Origin of the sequence: Nocardia sp. CDC160, from assembly GCF_035818795.1 — a bacterium.
GTDB lineage: Bacteria > Actinomycetota > Actinomycetes > Mycobacteriales > Mycobacteriaceae > Nocardia.
The window spans coordinates 636,571-654,585 of the sequence record NZ_JAYKYT010000001.1 but is presented as its reverse complement, the minus strand read 5'-3'; the positions used below and the strand labels follow the sequence as shown (position 1 = coordinate 654,585).

Here is an 18,015-nt window from a genome sequence, read left to right as displayed (position 1 = left end):
CGTTGGGGTCGGTGCGACGGGTGGTGGATTCGGCGAAAACGGTCAAGACGCGAGTTTCTGTGGCTACGATCACTCGAAACTTGGACGCTTGTCCATTTTGGCGTTGGTCCGATTCAACTGAACAGGGGTGCGGATGCGCGGGAGAACGGCACGAAGTCGGTGGCGGCGGGCGCGGGGATGGATGGCGAGGGCTGTCATCGCGGCCCTCGCGGGCGCGCTGCTCGTGCCCGCGGCGACCGCGTCCGGTGCGCCGGACGCGACGGCGATCGCGCGGATCCATACCGACGGCCCGCGCTTCGTGGACGACAGCGGGCGGGTGATCCTGCTGCACGGTGTCAACAATGTGGACAAGGAACCGCCCTATATCGAACCCGGCGACGGGTTCACCCTCACCGCCGACGACGCGGCGCTGCTCGCCCGGCACGGCTTCAATACGGTCCGGCTCGGGGTTTCGTTCGACGGGCTCATGCCCACCCGCGGCGTGCTCGACACCGCGTACCTCGATCGGATCGCCGGGGTGGTGGATACCTTGGCGCGCTACGGGATTCACACTGTGCTCGACAATCACCAGGACGGACTGTCGAAGGTGTGGGGCGGCAATGGATTTCCCGAGTGGGCCATCCACGCGCGGCCCGGCGCGGGGGAGCCGAACGTCGGTTTCCCGCTGTACTACCTGATGCCGAGCATGAATCAGGGCTGGGATGAGGTGTGGGACAACACCTATGGCGTACTGGACTACCTGGGCGACGCGCTCGGGGCGCTCGCGGTGCGGGTGAGCGGCCACCCGGGTGCGCTCGGCATCGAGCTGTTGAACGAGCCGTGGCCCGGATCGGCATTCCTGTCCTGCTATCCCAACGGCTGCCCCGGCTTCGACGTGAAATACCAGGCGGCCATGCAGAAGCTGACCGATGCCGTGCGGTCGCGCAATGGCGATCTCATGGTGCTGTGGGAGCCGAATGTCACCTGGAACGAGACCATGCCCACCAACCTGGGCAAGAATCCGCCGATCAGCGCGCCCGATATCGCGTTCGCGCCGCACGACTACTGCATCCCCAGCCAGTTGGCCATCTATATGGGACTGCCCGCGTTCCTGCGCGGTCTGTGCCCGGCACAGCAGAACAAGACCTGGAGCAATATCGACTCCTTCACCGCCAGAACCGGACTGCCCACGCTGGTCACCGAATTCGGCGACGGCGACGCGAGCGTCCTGCGCAATACCCTCGTCAATGCCGACAATCGATTTGTGAGCTGGCAGTACTGGCACTACAGCTCGAGTTTCGGCCCCTCGGGACCCAAGCCCGATCCCTTCGCCGGGGATATCGGCAAGCAATTGGTGCGCACCTATCCGCGGGCCACGGCGGGCACTCCCGGCCGGATGATCTTCGATCCGGACTCCGGTGACTTCGCCTATCGCTACACCCCGCGCGCGGGAATCACCGAGATCTACGTGTCGGACGTGCACTACCCGTCCGGGTACGCGGTGCGCGTGGACGGCGGCCATGTCACCTCGGCGGCCGGGGCGCGGGTGGTGACGGTCGAGGCCGATGCGTCCACCCCGGTGACCGTCTATATCAACCGGCCCGGATCCAAGGGCGCGACCGTGCCCGACGGACCCATCGGAACGGGCTCGGCGGACAGCGGTTCCGGGACCGGCTCGGCGGACAGCGGCTCGGGGAGTGGATCCGGGACCGGCTCCGCGCGATGAGCGCGAAACCCGTTGACGTGCTTATGTAACGACACAAGCGTGGGGAGCGACACAGAGCGCGGGGGCCACGTTGGACATTTGTTCAGTTAGTTCCGATCGAGAGGTACGACCATGAACGCCCTGAGCCTGCAGTTCCTCAGCACGCTGCCCACCCTCCTCGTCAATCTGTCGCTGCTGGGCATGCGCGGCATGATGGCCCTGCCGGTGCTGCGCTGAGTATTTCATAGGAGATCGGCATAACCCGCACGTCGGATGCGGATTCGGTCACGGCACAGGTATTCTCACCGCGTTCACAGCCGTGAACTGTTCGGTGAGAAAGGTTTTCGCTAGTGAAGCTCGCAGGAACGAGGACGCTGGTGCGCCTCGTGCTCGCCCTCGTGGCGGTGGCCGTGGCCGTGCTGGCCGTTTCCGGCTGTTCGATGCTGAAGGACGCCAGCAAGTCCGATACCGCCAAGTCGAAGGTGGGTGACTGCATCAACGTCATCGAGGGCTCCGCCACCGACTCCAAGACCGCGCCCGTCGCGTGCACGGATGAGAAGGCGGTCTACAAGGTGGCGGCGGTCTACGACAAGAAGACCGACTGCAAGGAGGAGCAGACCTCCTACGAGGAAACCCTCAATGGCGGCACCACCGCGTTCCTGTGCCTGAGCCCGAACTTCAAGGAAGGGGCCTGCTACAACGAGAGCAAGACCACCGGGTACAAGTTCGTGGCGTGCACGGCCCCCGAGGCGTCGTTCAAGGTGCTGAAGCGTATCGACGGACAGGCCGACGAATTCGCCTGCGACGCCAACTCGGCCATCGGCTTCCGGATCGTGCCGGAGCCGAAGACCACGTTTTGCCTAGGAAACCCGAAGGGGTAAACCAGCTTTCGAGAGGCCCGGGGTGACAGCCGACAACGCTGTCGCACCGGGCCTTTCGCTATTCGACCAGGGCGACCGAGGCGATGCGGTGCAGGGTGAAGTGGCGGACCGCGCCGGTGACGGGATCCAGCGCGTCGAGTTGGCCGCCACCCACCTTGAGCGGCTCCACCACTCGCTGCGTGGCGACGCCCTGCGCGTCCACGTAGCCGATGTGCACGGGTCTGCGGGTGCGGGCGGCAAGCTGGAGCAGGTTGAGGGTGGCGGCGGTGCTGGTGCGTGAGCCGTCGGCGCGCACCGCTTCGCCGGAACGGGCATTGGCGGCCCGCTCGCCCGCGCGTAGTTCGGAGACCAGGGACCGCAGCTGTTCGGTGGTCGGCGGGTTGGGCCGCCAGGCCGATCGGGACTGCTGGCGCGCGGCCAGGCGGGCACCGCGCGGCCGCAGATCGACGATGGCCCCGGAGGAATCCTCGCCCGCCGGGCTGAAACCCGCGGCGCGCAAGCGCTCCAGCACCTCGCCCAGGGACGCCTGGGAGATCGCGACGGTGGGCGCGACCGCGCGCAAGGCCAGTTCCCCGGCGACGGGTGCGGCGAGCACCTCGGCCAGCAGCGTCGGATCCTCACTGCGCACGAAACTCTGCGCCATGCCCGCGCGCAGGCGGCCGTGGCGGCGGGCCACATCGTCGATGAGGTAGGTCAGCGACTGCGGGACCGGCGTACGGGAATGCGTGGTGAACAGATTGTGCAGTTCCGCGGCCGTCGCGCCCGCGTCCAGGGCGCGCCGCACCGAGGTGTCGCTGAGCCGGTATACCGTTGCGGCACCGGCCGATTCGACATCGGCGACCATGGCAATCCGGTCCTGGAGTTCCGGGGTGAGCGGGCCGGGCGCGATGATCGTCAAATCGGCCTGCACCAGCACGTGGTCCACCGGTTCCGGCAGCGCGGTCGCCATCTCGGATTCGGCGTCCTCGGGGCTGCCGTGCAACAGGGCCCGGCCCGCCGAGGTCACCGCCCCGCGCGCCACCAGACCCAGCGACTCCGCTTCCGCCAGTGTGCTTTCCACCGCTTCGCGGCGATAGTGCCGTCGGCGGCGCGGCTGCCGCCAGGCCAGGATGCGACCCAGGTCCGCCGCCGAAACCTCGGTGCCGGGCGGGAATTCGGCCAGCAGGTCCAGGATGGCGCGGCGGTCGCGCACCGCGTGCACGGTGCGCAGCTCCGCCGAAAGCGCCGCCAGCGGTTTGTCATTGGCGTCGCGCAGGCCGATCATCCACGGGAAGCGATCCAGCTCCAGCCAGGCCTGCGCCAGCACCACCCAGCGGCGCGGCGGTACCACCGCGCGCCAGGCGTCGGAGGTGGTGGTGGGCGTCCAGTAGTCCTCGGTGCCGTCGCCCTCGGGCGCGGGCTCGGGGGTGCCCTTGTCGAGCAGCCGTGCCGCGGTGAGGATTTCGACCAGCAGGCCGAGGCGGGTCTCGTCGACGCCGGTCTGCTTGGCGATCCGGCGCAGCTCGCGCACCCCGAGGCCGCCGGAGCGCAGTACCGGCGCGGGGGCCTGGCCCAGCACGTCGAGCACGGCGGCGCTGTGCCGCAACAGCTCTCCCACCTCGCCCGCGGCCACGGCATTGATGTCGGCGGGCGCGTGCTTGGTGACATCGGGATGCGGGGCGGTGAGCGCGTGCGGATCGGTGACCGGTTCCCCGCGCAGCACCTGGCCGACCGCGATCGGCAGTTCGACGGTCTCCTCGTCGATCCAGTTCAACAGGCGCCGCGACAGCAACCGCTGGACCGGGCGGTCGCTCGCGGTGCCGGGCGCGGCATCGCGGGTGCGGCCGCGGGGTCCGGTGGTGGCCAGCTTGTCGAGCAGCGCGCGGTCCTGGGGCGTGGATTCGGCCAGGGCCGCGACGATCTCGGGTTCGGTGAGCGCGTCCGGCAGTTCGGTGGTGCTGCCCAGCGGCCACGGCAGCGCGTCCTGCGCCGACGGCGTGAGCCGCAGCCCGGTGTCCGGACCCCACACGAGGGCGCGGGCGCGCAGCTTCTGCACCGCGGCATTCACTGTCGCCGCCGGAACCAGATCCGAGAGCAGCTTGCGCAGGGTCTTGGCGGGCAGGGGCGCACCGTGTCGGCCGTCCGCGGCCCCTTGCACGACAAGGGTTTCGATAATCGCGAAGTCGAGGGTGTCCAGTTCCTCACCCGCGCGCAGCACCGAGGCGCGCTGCTCGGTGCGCGCCGCCAGCACCGCCATCGAGGCGGGCAGGGGGACGGCCAGATCCGGGCGCAGTTCCAGCAGCGTCACCAGATCGTCGTCGGAGCGCTTGGAAAGCCATTCGGCCAGAGTCACATCCGCCCGCGCGGCGGCGGTGCGGGACTTCTTGGCGGGAGCGCCGGATGCGGCGGCGGGGGGTTCGCCGGGAACGGCGGCGTCAGCCCCGGTGCCGGTCGCGGCGGGGGAGGGCGTTTCGGTCACTTCACCCGATCCATCGGGCTGTCGACGAATCCGGTACGGCGCGGACGAGACTCACGCGGGCGCGGGTCAGCGGCCGCCGCGGAGACCAGGCGGTAGTAGGGGCCTGGAGTCGTATGCGCGGCGGCCGCCCGGGGCCGAGCGCCGTTAACCGCATGGTTGTCGGTCGTGCGTCGGATCAGCGGTTGACGATGGTGTGCGGGTGCACGTAGGGCAGCTGATCGACCGGAAGCGGGAACTCGGTGTCCTCGCCGTACGGGGACAGTCCGCCGGAGCGGGTCGACGAGAGTTCGGTGACCGCGTGATCGCCGTTGGCCAGGTCCGGCCAGCCATTGTCGACATAGGGCTTCTTCGATTTGTTCACCACGCCGCTCATTCTGGCATGAGGGTGACAAGACCGCCCCCTCCGGCACCCGGAAGTTTGCCCCCGGCAGGGCGTCTCGCCAGCTATCGAGGACAACCCTCGTAACTCTGGGGGCCCCGAACGCGCGAATGCCCCGCGTCGGCGTTGACGCGGGGCATTCGGGGAGAGAGCTACTGGGGCAGCAGGCCCTTGTTCGCCTCGAAGAAGTTCACGACGTTCGGGTCCAGCTTGGTGCCGCTGGCCTTGGTGGCGTTGAGGAAGTCCAGGGCGGGCTGGGGGATGTTGATGCCCTGCGACTGCGCGACCGCGATTGCGCGGTCGACGGCCTGGAAGACTTCCTGCGTGCCGTCGGACCCGGCGCCGGGGCCGGGCTGGGCCGGGTTCCACTGCGGGGTGTCCACGGCGGGCGCGGGGGAGGTGCGGGGGGTGGGGGCGCTGTGCAGGCCGAGGCTCGCGGAGCAGGAGGGCCAGGCGCTCCAGCCCTGGGTGGCGAGCACCTTCTCGGCGACCGCGATCTGCTGCTCGCGGGTGGCCTGGTTGGCGGTGGGGGCGTATTCGCCACCGCCGTGTGCGGTCCAGGTGCCGGGCGAGAACTGCAGCCCGCCCTGGAAACCGTTGCCGGTGTTGATACCCCAGTTACCGCCTGCCTCGCACTGGGCGAGACGGTCCCAGTCGGAGTCGGGTGCCGCGCTGGCGTTACCTGCCATGGCCACTCCCGCGCCGCCGAGAGCGATGCCCGTCAGGGCAACCTTGGCGACAGTGCGGCCGGTGTTGGTCGGCTTGCGATGGCGTCCACTCATTTTCGGGTCTTTCCTCTCGTACGCGCCTGCGAGGCCGACTACCGGGGTCGAACTGAGAGGTCGTCCGGCCCGGCGCACATGGTGTGCGCTGTTCCTCGTCTTCGCCCCTGATTCCAGTTGGGGGTCCGTACCCGCGGGGCGAAGTTCGGTGCGGCGGGCCGGTGGCGCCGGGCTGACCCGGCTGGTGGAGAACACTACGACGACTGCCGCGAAAAGTCTCCTTTTGGTAACCGTCGTGTCTGTCCGGGTCACTAACCGGCGCAAGGGGTTCCGCTTGGCTTCTGCGCAGGTGGTCACGGCGAGTCTCGGCCGATAGGGGTCTGTCACCGCCCTGTGACCTTCTCGTTATGTGATGAAGATCACACGCATGCTCGGGTAACGAACGGGGCATTCTGCGTGTCGCAGCCCGAGTCCGCGTCAGCGCGATCGGCGACCCGACCAGAGCGCGAACACGATCGCGAGCAGGAACCCCAACGGCGCGCACATGGCGAGCAGATACAGCCACAGCCCCGGGTCGGCATCGCTGCACAGATGGACGCCGAAGATTGCGAAAACCGCCAGCAATCCAATCGCGAACAGGCCCAAGGCGATATACAGCAGCACGCTCGCCGAACCGCGGGGCGCCTGCTTGGAAGAGGTGTCGGACACCTCTCGACCGTAAAACTGATGTGCTCGCGCTATTCACACCGGGGTAGACTCGGTGTCTATCGCGTCCTGCATAGCTGTGTGGGGCGCGTTCTTTTCGCAAACGGAAAGGTTGCGGGGGTGCGAATCCTCGTGACCGTGAGTGTGCCCGGCGCTGCCCGGGCTTTAGTGACGAACGGGTGAGCGCAGTGCCGACCGGCAAGGTGAAGTGGTACGACGTCGAAAAGGGCTTCGGCTTCCTTTCCCAGGATGAGGGTGAGGACGTCTATGTTCGCTCGTCGGCGCTGCCCGATGGGGTCGAGGCGCTCAAGCCGGGACAGCGTGTGGAATTCGGAATGGCCGCGGGTCGCCGTGGCCCGCAGGCGCTTTCGCTGAAGCTGCTGGAGACCCCGAACCTCCGCGAGGACCGCGGCGGCCGCGGTGAGCGCGGCGACCGGCGCGGTGGCGGCCGGGGCGACGCCCCCGTCAACCGCAAGGAGCCCGACGAGCTGCACGGTCTGATCGAGGACATGATCACGCTGTTGGAGACCAAGGTGCAGCCGGATCTGCGGCGCGGCAAGTACCCGGATCGCAAGACCGCCCAGCGCATTGCCGAAGTGGTGCGCGGCGTGGCGCGCGAGCTCGACCACTAGTCGCTTCGCAAGGCCAACAGGTCGCTTCGAGAAGCCAACGGGCCCCGGTGATTCGAATCACCGGGGCCCGTTTCGTGTGGGGGGCTTGCGGCCTCAGCTGAAGAGGGCGGGGTCGAAGGCGGGGGTCTGGATGGACCAGATGCCACGCGAGACGACGCCCTCGTTGCCCGCCTCGTCGCGGGCCGGAATGGGCAGGTGCAGTTCCATGATCGCCAGGCGCACATGCTCATTGGCCGGGGTCTTGATGGTGATGGCCAGCGGCTTGTCCGGATAGTCCTGCGAGGTGATCAGCACCGGCTCGGCGGTGTCGCCCTTGGGACCCGGGATGCGGTAGCCGAGCAGGATCTCCCACGGCGCGTCGGCGATCTCCTTGGGCAGCGACAGCTGCAGCGGGGAGCCCGGCGGGACGTCGAGGTCGGAGACGGCCTTGGTGGAATCGCATTTCCCCACGGCCAAGCGCTCTTTGGAGACCTGCAGATCGCAGTACAGGTACGGGTTCACCGAGACGGACCTACCGTGCGCGTACGCGGTGATCTCCGGGCTCGGCTGGTCGGTATGGCGTACCGCGATCGTGACCACGGCGGCCACCGCCGCCACGAAAACCAGCAGTGCCGCTCCGGCCAGGGCGACGATCGTGCGGGTTTTGGATTGGCTCACGGGGTTTGTCCTGTCCGTCATGGAGTGGGTTCCCCCGCGCCGTGCGCACCGGGGACCTCCTGCTTGGCGTGCTGAGGTCGGTTACCGCCCAAACCGGGCAGTAGCGAATGACCACGGTAGCTGACCACGGTTTGGATCAAGCCCAGCGCCATCACCGACGAGATCACAGTGAAACCGATCCACCACTTCGTGGGCAGCAGCACGCCCAGCGCGCCGCCGAAGACCCAGGCCAGCTGCAACACGGTCTCCGAGCGCCCGAAACCGGAGGCGATGGACTCGATGGGCAGATCGTCCTGGATGGAGGCGTCCAGTGAGACCTTGGCCAGCGCGCTCGCGCCCGCGGCCACCAGGGTGGCGATCGCCGCGCCCAGCAGATTGCCCGTGATCGCCGCGACGACCGCGACGGCCACACAGGCGATGGTGCAACTGAGCACGATCAACTGCGGGCGACCGAGTTTCATGCGCGCGCCGGTCGCATTGCCCGCGAAATTGCCGATCGCCGCGGCCACCGCGATCACCGCGAGCATGGCGATCTGCTGGACCGGCCGATGTTCGGTGCCCTTGGCGACGAAGGCGGGGTAGAAGAAGAGGAAACCGGTCAGCAGCCGGACGGTGCCGTTGCCCCACAGGCCGGTCACCACCGAACGACCCAGCGGCTGGCGGCGTTTGGAGGGCTGCACCTCGTCGGCCCGGCTCGGGTCCAGCACCTCGGTGCGCGCGTCGTCGCCGTGATAGCCGATGGTCGCGGGAACCTCGCCCTCGGTGACCTCCACCCAGGACGGGATGCGCAGGCTCAGCACCGTGCCCGCGGCCGCCAGCGCCGCCGCCACCAGCAGTGCCCCGGTCGAACCGGCGATCTTGGCGGCCAGCGCGGCCACGCCGCCCGCGACCATGGTGCCGCCGACCAGACCGAACACCGTGAGCCGGGAGTTGGTGCGCACCAGGTCGATTCCGGGTGGCAGTACGCGCGGCGTGACCGCGGATTTGAGCACCGAGAACGACTTGCTGAGGATCAGCATGCACAGGGCCAGCGGATACAGCGCCCAGTTGTCGATATTGAAGATGAGCAGGCCCGCGATCAGCACACGCAGCGCGAAAGAGCCCGCCAGCGCGACCCTTCGGCCGCGCTGCAGCCGGTCCAGCATGGGACCGATAACCGGCGCGATCACCGCGAACGGGGCAATGGTGATCAAAAGGTACAGCGCCACTTTGGTTTTGGATTCCGCCGTGGCACTGGCGAAGAACAGGGTGTTGGCCAGCGCCACCGCGATGGCCGCGTCGGTCGCGAAATTCGCCATGGTGGCGTAGATCAGCGCGGTGAGGCCGGATTCCTCCGCGCCGTCGGCCTTGGCCGCGCGCTGGAAGGTCGCGAATCCGCTCTGAGTCAGCTCGATGCTGCGGCGCGCCGCGACCCGGGTGACGGTGAGCTTGCGCGGCGGCTTGTTCAGACCGCCGCTGTCATGCGAATCCGGTTGTTGCGCGAACGATTGCGGCTCGGCCGGATCCGGGCGCGGCGGCTCATGGGGATGCCGACCGGCGTCCGGGCGTGTCGCGTAGCCCTCGTCCCGCCGTGCGGGCGGTCCGGACTCGGCTCCGTGGCGATGCGCGCGCCCGGCCTTCGCGTCGTACGAGCGGGTTTGCTCCGCGTCGTAGGGTCGCCGGGGGTCCGCACCATGAGAGCCCTCGGAGTCGTACGGCCGCTTCGGGTTCGAGTCATACGGCCGGGTGGTGTCCGAACCGTATGGCCGGGTGGTGTCCGCGTCGTACGGGCGGGTCCGGTCCGGGTCGGGACGATGTGGGTCCGGTTGGTGGCGGTGCGAGCGCTTGGATTCGTGGACGGGTCCGGCGTCCGGGTCGTAGCGAACCGGTCGGCCGGTTCCGAAGTCGTGCGGCTGCTGCCATGCGTCCGGCTCGGGCGGAGTGGCCGCGGGCGAGCGGGTTTCGTACGGGCGAGTCGGCGGGTTGTCCTTGGCCGACTTGTCGTGGCGGCGGCGCGACCAGCGTGACGTGCGAGCCTCCGATTCGTGCGGGGGCTCGTCGCCGCGGCCACGCCGAGCCTCATTGCTCGGTCCGTACGGTGGTTCGGTGCTCGCGCGGGGCGGGTCGACGGGTTGCCCGGGGGCGCGGCGGGTGAGGAATTCCGGCACTTCGGGCTCGCTCGGCGGTGGCGCGGGGCGGCGGCCCGCGCGGTTCGCGGGCGGATAGCGGTCGTACCCCGGGTGCCGTTCGATCATGGGGGAGTCCTCGTCGCCCCAGCGACCTGGGTCGGCACCGGGGTCACGGGGAGGAGTCACGCACCCAATTCTTGCAGTGCCGCAGGCCGGTGGCTGCACTACGGGCGGTGTGGGCCGCCACAAAGGGGACAAAAGGCCCCTCGCGAGGGGCTGTCAGGCGGGTACGAAGCGGACTTCGTAGGACGTCGGCCACTTTTTCCCGGTGAGGAGAAAGCGGTCGGTGCCGGGGATGTTCGCGATGCCGTTGAGGACATCGGTGTCCGGGGTGCGGGCCGAGCGCGGGAGCAGGCCGGAGGCATCGATGCTCGCCAGCACCGCACCGGTGTCGGGGTCGATGCGCAGGATCGTGTCGGTGGGCCAGGTATTGGCGTAGACGGAACCGTCCGGGGCGCAATCGAGTTCATTGAGCCGCGCGTCCCGGTGGCTGGTGAGCGTGACCGTGCCGGTCACGGCGAAGGTCTGCGGATCGCGGAAGGTGAGGGTCGCGCCGCCATTGCTCATGAGCACCCGATTGCCGCGCGTGCACAGGCCCCAACCCTCGCCGTCGAACCGGGTCCGGCGGATCTCGGTGAGGGTGGCCGGGTCTCGCGCGATGGCGATGCCGTCCTTGTAGGTGAGTTGCCAGAGCAGGTCCCCGACCCGGGTGATGCCCTCCCCGAACAGGGGTGCGGGCAGGTCGACGCGGGCCAGCTCGGCTCCGCTGCTCAGGTCGGTCGCCTGAATATAGGAGTGACCGGAGAGCCCGGTGCTCTCGTAGAGCACCGACCCGTCGACCTCTAAGCCCTCGGTGAACGCGCCCGGATCGTGCGGCCGAGTCGCGACGACTTCCAGGCGCAGCTTCGGCGTGTTGTCCCTGCTGGTGCAGCCGGTCGCGGTCGCGGCCAGGGCCACGGCCGCGCACAGCATGATCGTGGCGGCCGCTACCGGTGCACGGCGTTTGCGCTCCATACGGCAAAATGTAGGGCGTGAGCGCGGTTGGAGTTTCGGAGTCCGGTGTGCGACCGATCCTGGCGGAGGCGGTCCAGCTGGCCCGCCGTGCGCTCCTGGATCTGGAGCCGATCGGTGTGGGCGCGCATCTGGGCGTGACCGCCGAGGACGAATCCTCGGCCACCCACCATTTCGAGGCCACGCTGCCCGGCTATCGCGGCTGGCAGTGGGCGGTCGTGGTGGCGGCCCCGCCGGAGGCGGACACGGTGACGGTGAGCGAGTCGGCGCTGCTGCCCGGCCCCGACGCCCTGGTGGCCCCCGACTTCATTCCGTGGGAACAGCGCATTCGCCCCGGCGATCTCGCGCCCGGCGATCTGCTGGCCCCGCCGCCCGACGACCCGCGCCTGGTGCCCGGCTATGTGGCCACCGGCGATCCGGCCGTGGACGAGGTGGCCCTCGAGATCGGTCTCGGCCGCACCCGCGTGCTCTCCCGCGAGGGACGCGAGGAGGCCGCCGAGCGCTGGTTCTCCGAATACGGTCCCGACACCGACATGGCCCGCGCCGCCCCGTCCACCTGCGGCCTGTGCGGCTTCTACGTCCCCCTCGCCGGTGCGATGCGAGCCGCCTTCGGCGTGTGCGCCAATGCCATGGGAGCCGACGGGCATGTCGTGCACGTCGCCTACGGCTGCGGCGCGCACTCGGATGTGGAGCTGCCCACCGGTGGCGGCTCGCCCCTCTACGAGGCCTACGACGACGCGGCCGTCGAACTGATCCCGACCGCCGACCTGCGCCCGGAAACCCCCGCCGCCGAAGCGGAATCCGCTGAAGAGGGCAAGTCGGACGTGGCTGTGGAAACGGCCTCCGATGATGAGGTCGACGCCGCCGATGAGTCCACCGCGGAGGCCGCGGATTCGCTCGAGGTGGCTCCGGCGGTCGCGCCCGAGACGGCGGGCACGGTCGATGAGCCCGGCACGGCCGATGCGGGCGCGGCCGAATCGGAAGATGCTGCCGCTGATTCGGGCGAGTCGCCGCAGTCGGCTCCGGCTGCCGCGCCCGAGACGGCGGTGGCGGATGGTCCGGTCGGGCTGTTCGAGGTGGATCCGGATTCGGTGTATGACGATGCCTGGGCCGTGAACGCGGTGCGGGTGGAGCCCGATTCTGGAGCTGCGGAGTCGCGCTGAGTCGCTCTGGGCCGTTAGCCTGTCGCCGCACCGGTGAAATCGGTGCGGCGGACCTGTTTCCCGGCGAAGTGCGCCGGAATTCTGTGAATTGACCGGATGCTTGGCTCTGGCGTGTCAGAAACCAACTGCGGGCGTGCCAGAAACGCCGCGGGCGTGCGAGAGACCCGAGGTGCGGGCGTGCCATGAAACCGTTGTGCGGGAAGGGGTGTAGGCCGTGATCGCGACCGATCTGGGGGATCCGTTCGGGACCGAGGCGCTGCGGGCCGGAGTGGTGGCCGCGTGGCGCGGATCGCCCACGCGGTTGCGCGAGGACGCCGCCACCGAGGCCGATCTGGTGCGGTCGGGCTACCGGGATCGACTGCTGACCGAGCTGGCGCAGAACGCGGCCGACGCGGCGGTCAAAGCCGGGGTGCCGGGGCGCGTCGCGGTCTGGCTGGACGGGCGCACCCTGCATGTCGCCAACAGCGGCGCGGCCCTGGACGTTTCGGGTGTGCACGCGCTGACCGCGCTGCGCGCCTCCGGCAAGACCGAGGGCGCGGCGGTCGGCAAGTTCGGCGTGGGCTTCACCGCGGTGCTGACGGTCTCCGACGAGGTGGAGTTGCGCTCGACCAGCGGTTCGGTGCGGTTCTCGCGCGCCGAGACCTGGGCCCTGCTGGGCGCGCAGGGCATCGAGATCCCGGAGGTGCCGGGCGGTTTCGAGCCCCCGGCGCTGCGACTGGCCTGGGCCATCGAGGAGCGCCCCGCGGACGGGTTCGACAGCGAGATCGTGCTGCGGCTCCGCGAGGATGTCGACACCGTCGCCCTGCTCGCCGAAATGCGCGCGGAGGCGGCCGACCTGCTGCTGGAACTGCCCGCGCTGCACCGCATCCGGATCAATGACGACGAGATCACCCGCGTCGAACGCGATCTCGAGCGCGGACTCACCGAACTCCGTGTCACCGGCCCGAATTCCGACGAGCAGCTGTGGTGGCAGTTCCGCACCGAGCGGGCCCGCTGGCTGCTCCCGGTGCGCGACGGCCGCCCGGTCGCCGCCCACCCGGACGTCCTGCGCGCGCCGACCCGCTCCGACGAGGAGCTGTCCATCCCGGCCCTGCTCATCGCCGACATTCCGATGCAGCCGGATCGCCGCCGCCTGCTCCCCGGCGCCCACCTGCCCGACCTGGCCACCGGCTACGCCGATTTCGCGCGCGCCCTGCCGCCGCGCGACCGCCTGGTTCTTGTGCCGCTGCCCGGCTTCGCCCGCAGCGAGGCCGACAGCGCGCTGCGCGAGGCCCTGGTCGCGGAATTGCGTGACAACGAATGGCTCCCCGTCCTCACCGCCCGCACCGACACCGGTGGCGAATACGGCGTGCCCCCTGCGGATCTCGATGCCGCGCTGGGACTTCCGGAAGCCACGGCCGATGCGGAATCCGAGGCCGCGGGCAATGCTGAATCCGAGGCCGCGGCTGATCCGGTGGACGCCTCGGCCGATCGGCCCGCACCCGCCGCATCGGGGGCCCGCCCGGTCAAGGCGTGGGAGCAGGAGATGCTGCCGCTGTGGGACCTCCCCCAGTCGGACGACTCCGCGTCCGACGCTGTCGAACCCCGCGGCGCTGTCGAACCCCACGATGCGATCGGACCGCACGATGTGGTCGCCACCTTCGACACCGCCGAATCCGGTGATCTCGCCGATCTCGAAGCGGTCGCGGACCTTTCGCCCTTGGGGATGGCTGTGGATGAATCCGCGGGCACGGGTACCGGCACGGATTCCTGGGGAGCGGTGGCCGCTCCCCGACGGGCCAGCGTATTCACCGGTGTGACCGCCGAATTGGCCGATCATCTGGCGGATATGGTTGGGCCGCTGGTGATTCCGGAACTGTCGGGCCGCATGTACGCCGACGCCCTGTCGGTGCTGGACGTGCACCGGATCGGACTCGCGCGGATCGCCGAGCTGTCGAGCAGCCTGGAACGTGAACCGCAGTGGTGGTATTCGCTCTACGACGCCCTGGAGTCGTTCGCGGTGGACCCACTGGCGGTGGAGGAACTGGGTGCGCTCGCGGTGCCGCTGACCGACGGTCGGTTGGTGACCGGTCCGCGCACCGTGGTGCTGGACGACCGGTTGGAGTCGGCGATTCCGGTGCACTGGGCGCGGCTGGTGCATCCCGAGGCGGCCCACGAGCTGCTGGGTCGGCTCGGCGCGCGACAGGCCTCGCCGGAGGATCTGCTGAATGATCCCGGCCTGCGGGCGGTGCTGGAGGACGACCCGAGCGATCCCGACACCGTGGACGCGGTGCTGAAGCTGGCGGCGCACACCCTGGCCGCTCCGGGGATGCTGCCGTCCTGGCTGGGCCTGCTCGAATTGCCGGACGTCTCCGGCGAATCGACGCCCGCCGACGAACTGCTGCTCCCCGACGCACCGCTCGGCCGGGTGCTGGTGGAGGATTCGCCGTTCGCCACTGTCGCCGAGGACGTACTGGAGACCTACGGCCCGGAGGCCTTGCGCGCCATCGGTGTCGGCTGGGGCTTCACCCTGGTGGCCGAATCGGATCCGACCGGACCCGACCACCATCTCGACGACGAGGAAACCTGGTGGGAGGGCCTGGCCGAGGATCCCGCCGAGCTGATCGCCGTGCGCGACCTGGACCTGGTGGACGACGGCGAATGGCCGGAAGCCCTGCGGCTGTTGCTGTCCGACCCGACCACCCGCCCGCTGCTCGCCGATCGCGACGGCTACACCGCCTGGTGGCTGCGCCAGCACGCCCACATCGACGGCATTCCGCTCGGCCTCATGCGGCACCCGGACGACACCCTGTTCTCCGGTCTGCTCCCGCAGCTGCCGGGCTTCGACGCCACCGATCTGACGGTGCTGCGCGGCGTGCTCGCCGACCCGGAGGTGCTGACCACCGCCCTGGCCGAGGAACTGCTGGACGCTCTCGCCGATCCGGCGAGAAGGCCCGGCCCCGAATCGATTTCGCGGACCTACCAACTGTTGGCCGAGGCGCTCGACGCCGGTCGCCTGGACACCGAGGAGCTGGTGCTGCCCGGTCAGGTGCGCGCGCTGTCGGGCGAGGTGATCCCGGCCGCCGACGCGCTGGTGCTGGATCGCTCCTGGTTCGGTCCGGCGCTGCCGGTCGACCGCCTGGTGGTCGGTGACATCACCTCGGCGAAACCCCTTGCGACCCTGCTGGATCTGCCGCTCGCCTCGGAGGCGGTCACCGCCGAGGTGGTGAGCACCGGCCGCGAAACCAGCTGGGCGGCCGAGCCGCTCGGCGTGCTGCTGCGCCTGCAGTTCGACTTCACCACGCCCCCGGGCGAACTCGTGGTGCACGACGAACTGCGCGTCCGACTCTCGGGCGCGTACGAGGCCACCGTGGCGGTGGCCTGGTGGCACGAGGACGGGGTCACGCACGTGCAGGCGCAGCCCCAGAACCTCGCACGCCGCTGAGCGCGCGCGTCACCCCGGCGCGCTCATGAGCCGGGATCCACACTGTCGCCGTGGATCCCGGCCGCAAGTCGCCGGAATGACGGTGGACGCGGATCAGGCCGCGTGGGCCGCCACGGTGGTGGCCAGCACGTCCAATTGCTCACGGACGGCGGCACTGTCGTTGTCGACCAGCCACCGCAGCACGATGCCGTCGATGGTGGCGAGGATGAATCGCGACAGGGTGCCGACCGGAACGGTCCACTGGGTGCCGGTGGCCTCGCGCGCATGCTCGCAGACATCGGCGACGGTGGAGTCGTTGAACGTGTACTGCTCACGCGCGATCGCGAGTTTCGCCGGGGTCTGCTCACCTTCGCGTAGTGCGTAGGTGGTCGTTTCGTAGGTGAGTAGTTGGCGCTCCGGAGTGGCTTCGATGTTGAGCCACATGAGTTCCAGGCCAGCGCGCACCAATTGTTGAAGCGCTTCTTTTCCGGATCCGACGTCTTGCCATACCGCTTCGTTGGCATCGACGGAATCTCGCAATTCCATCGAGAGTGCCTTGACCAGCTCGGTCATCAGCTGATCTTTGTTTTCGAAACAGTAATGCACCACACCGAGGGAAACACCGGCTGCCTGGGCAACATCGCGCGTGGTAACTCCTGCCACGCCCTTTTTTTCGGCAAGGCCGATGGCTGCCTCGATAAGGTGGGCCCGTCGTTCTTCGACGCTCAATCGGGAGGACACTCCAGGGAGTTAAGCGTCCACGACGCGCGCAGTCAATTCGCACGCTCCGCAGGTTGGTTTTTACCCCGTGGTCCAGACCAACTGTCAGCGAGGCATTCCCGGCATCCCGGGCGCGCGGTCGGTCCAATCGAAGTATCGGGCCTCAGTCCAAACCGAGTTGTGCGCCCTTGTCGCCGCGGCGCGCACCGCGGCGCTGGATGGCGAAAATCGTGTAGCCGAGCAGACCGACGGCGAGGCCCATCAGGCAGACCGGGCGCGCGGTGGCCCACGCGTCATTGGCCCACACCGCGATGGTGGCGATGAGGAATCCGAGGGTGCCCACGGCCAGGACGGGGCGCGGGTCGGTGAAGCGCGGGGGAATCTCCGGCACGGGCGGCATCGTCACCCGACCAGACTAATCGTCACCCCACCGGACCGGAGGGGTGCGCGCCGAACAGCGGAAACTGAGCGCCGAACAGCCGACCCCCGCGCGGACGGTCCCGTATCGTTTGCCTCTGTGACAACGCCTTCCGATATTCGAGCGCTCGCCGGTGAACTCTCGCTGGCGGTGGTGCGCTTGACTCGGCATCTGCGGGGCAGGCGGGCCGATGCCCAGATTTCGCTGACCCAACTCTCCGCGCTCGCCACCCTGAATCGGGAGGGTGCCATGACGCCGGGCACGCTGGCCGCCAAGGAGCGGGTGCAGCCGCCGTCCATGACCCGGGTCATCGCGTCGCTGTCGGAATTGGATCTGGTGGAACGCAATCCGCACCCGACCGACGGGCGGCAGATCATCGTCTCGCTCTCACCGGCCGGGCGGGCGCTCGTCGCGGATGAGAACCAGGCGCGGGAGGCGTGGATGACCGATCAGCTTTCGGGCCTGAGCCCCGAACAGCTGAAGGTGCTCGCCGAGGCCGTCGCCATCATGAAACAGATCGTGGACGAGTCCGAATAGAAATCCGACTCCCCGGGCCCTCAGGGGCTTCCCCTGAAACCCCTTCTCAGTACCCGAAACGTCGGTCGCTGTCTACGATTTCGCGGCCCAGCGGGAACAGGGAGATCGGGATCAGCTTGAGATTCGCCCAGGCGAACGGGATTCCGATGATGGTGATCGCGAGGGCGATGCTGGTCATCAGGTGACCCAGCGCCAGCCACCAGCCCGCCACGATGATCCAGATGATATTGCCGAGCATGGACCCGACACCCGCGCCCGGCTTCTGGACGGCCTCGCGGCCGAAGGGCCACAGCACGAAATTCGCGATCCGGAACGACGCGATGCCCCACGGGATCGTGACGATCAGGATGCAGCAGATCAACCCGGCCACCACGTAGCCCAGCGCCATCCAGAATCCGACCAGCACGAACCACAGGACGTTGAGTATCAACTGGATGGGTTTCACAATCCCCAGCATGCCAGGCCCCTGGATCGGCG

Annotated in this window: 16 protein-coding genes; 6 read left to right on the top strand and 10 right to left on the bottom strand. The window is 69.2% G+C overall.

Annotated features, from left to right (window positions below; all coding sequences use genetic code 11):
* Positions 1-181: 181 nt before the first annotated feature.
* Together VMT40_RS02800 and VMT40_RS02795 are read left to right on the top strand one after the other, a co-directional pair.
* On the top strand, positions 182-1,705 hold the full coding sequence (locus VMT40_RS02800; protein WP_326356396.1) for an endoglycoceramidase I: 1,524 nt from the start codon (positions 182-184) through the stop codon (positions 1,703-1,705).
* Positions 1,706-2,034: 329 nt separating this feature from the next.
* Positions 2,035-2,565: an LppU/SCO3897 family protein gene (locus tag VMT40_RS02795; protein WP_326356395.1), complete on the top strand. Its 531-nt coding sequence runs from the start codon at positions 2,035-2,037 to the stop codon at positions 2,563-2,565.
* A 58-nt stretch (positions 2,566-2,623) separates the two neighbouring features.
* On the opposite strand, the gene VMT40_RS02790 is transcribed toward VMT40_RS02795, so the two are convergent.
* The 4 genes from VMT40_RS02790 to VMT40_RS02775 all read right to left on the bottom strand — a co-directional run bounded on the left by VMT40_RS02790 (position 2,624) and on the right by VMT40_RS02775 (position 6,832).
* Positions 2,624-4,897 (bottom strand): helicase-associated domain-containing protein, encoded by a 2,274-nt coding sequence (locus VMT40_RS02790; RefSeq protein WP_326357169.1) that lies wholly within the window; start codon positions 4,895-4,897, stop codon positions 2,624-2,626.
* Positions 4,898-5,198: 301 nt separating this feature from the next.
* On the bottom strand, positions 5,199-5,387 hold the full coding sequence (locus VMT40_RS02785; protein ID WP_326309752.1) for a hypothetical protein: 189 nt from the start codon (positions 5,385-5,387) through the stop codon (positions 5,199-5,201).
* A 167-nt stretch (positions 5,388-5,554) separates the two neighbouring features.
* Complete coding sequence (locus tag VMT40_RS02780) at positions 5,555-6,184, bottom strand: resuscitation-promoting factor Rpf1 domain-containing protein (RefSeq protein WP_326356394.1); 630 nt, start codon at positions 6,182-6,184, stop codon at positions 5,555-5,557.
* A 417-nt stretch (positions 6,185-6,601) separates the two neighbouring features.
* The gene (locus VMT40_RS02775) at positions 6,602-6,832 is read right to left on the bottom strand and encodes a hypothetical protein (RefSeq protein WP_326356393.1); all 231 of its coding nucleotides are present in this window, start codon (positions 6,830-6,832) and stop codon (positions 6,602-6,604) included.
* A gap of 185 nt (positions 6,833-7,017) precedes the next feature.
* Between VMT40_RS02775 and VMT40_RS02770 the strand changes: the two genes are divergently transcribed.
* The gene (locus VMT40_RS02770) at positions 7,018-7,461 is read left to right on the top strand and encodes a cold-shock protein (RefSeq protein ID WP_326357168.1); all 444 of its coding nucleotides are present in this window, start codon (positions 7,018-7,020) and stop codon (positions 7,459-7,461) included.
* 93 nt (positions 7,462-7,554) lie between these two features.
* Here VMT40_RS02770 and VMT40_RS02765 read toward each other — a convergent pair whose 3' ends face one another.
* The 3 genes from VMT40_RS02765 to VMT40_RS02755 form a co-directional block, all read right to left on the bottom strand.
* Positions 7,555-8,118, bottom strand: coding sequence for a DUF2771 family protein (locus tag VMT40_RS02765; protein WP_326356392.1), 564 nt, complete (start codon positions 8,116-8,118; stop codon positions 7,555-7,557).
* A gap of 17 nt (positions 8,119-8,135) precedes the next feature.
* A complete protein-coding gene (locus tag VMT40_RS39320) occupies positions 8,136-10,412 on the bottom strand; it encodes an MFS transporter (protein WP_442789889.1) in 2,277 nt (758 codons plus the stop codon).
* A 93-nt stretch (positions 10,413-10,505) separates the two neighbouring features.
* Positions 10,506-11,300 (bottom strand): glutaminyl-peptide cyclotransferase, encoded by a 795-nt coding sequence (locus VMT40_RS02755; RefSeq protein WP_326356391.1) that lies wholly within the window; start codon positions 11,298-11,300, stop codon positions 10,506-10,508.
* Between the two features lie 17 nt (positions 11,301-11,317).
* On the opposite strand from VMT40_RS02755, the gene VMT40_RS02750 reads away from it, so the two are divergent.
* Together VMT40_RS02750 and VMT40_RS02745 are read left to right on the top strand one after the other, a co-directional pair.
* Positions 11,318-12,460 (top strand): DUF3027 domain-containing protein, encoded by a 1,143-nt coding sequence (locus VMT40_RS02750; protein ID WP_326356390.1) that lies wholly within the window; start codon positions 11,318-11,320, stop codon positions 12,458-12,460.
* A gap of 268 nt (positions 12,461-12,728) precedes the next feature.
* Entirely contained in the window at positions 12,729-15,884 is a 3,156-nt protein-coding gene (locus VMT40_RS02745; RefSeq protein WP_326357167.1) for a sacsin N-terminal ATP-binding-like domain-containing protein, read from the top strand.
* Positions 15,885-15,977: 93 nt separating this feature from the next.
* On the opposite strand, the gene VMT40_RS02740 is transcribed toward VMT40_RS02745, so the two are convergent.
* Complete coding sequence (locus VMT40_RS02740; protein WP_326309745.1) at positions 15,978-16,592, bottom strand: TetR/AcrR family transcriptional regulator; 615 nt, start codon at positions 16,590-16,592, stop codon at positions 15,978-15,980.
* 154 nt (positions 16,593-16,746) lie between these two features.
* Positions 16,747-16,983, bottom strand: coding sequence for a DUF2530 domain-containing protein (locus VMT40_RS02735; RefSeq protein ID WP_326357166.1), 237 nt, complete (start codon positions 16,981-16,983; stop codon positions 16,747-16,749).
* A gap of 117 nt (positions 16,984-17,100) precedes the next feature.
* On the opposite strand from VMT40_RS02735, the gene VMT40_RS02730 reads away from it, so the two are divergent.
* Entirely contained in the window at positions 17,101-17,538 is a 438-nt protein-coding gene (locus VMT40_RS02730; RefSeq protein ID WP_326356389.1) for a MarR family winged helix-turn-helix transcriptional regulator, read from the top strand.
* A 46-nt stretch (positions 17,539-17,584) separates the two neighbouring features.
* Here the strand turns inward: VMT40_RS02730 and VMT40_RS02725 are convergent, their stop codons facing one another.
* Positions 17,585-17,995, bottom strand: coding sequence for a YccF domain-containing protein (locus VMT40_RS02725; protein ID WP_326356388.1), 411 nt, complete (start codon positions 17,993-17,995; stop codon positions 17,585-17,587).
* Positions 17,996-18,015: the final 20 nt, after the last annotated feature.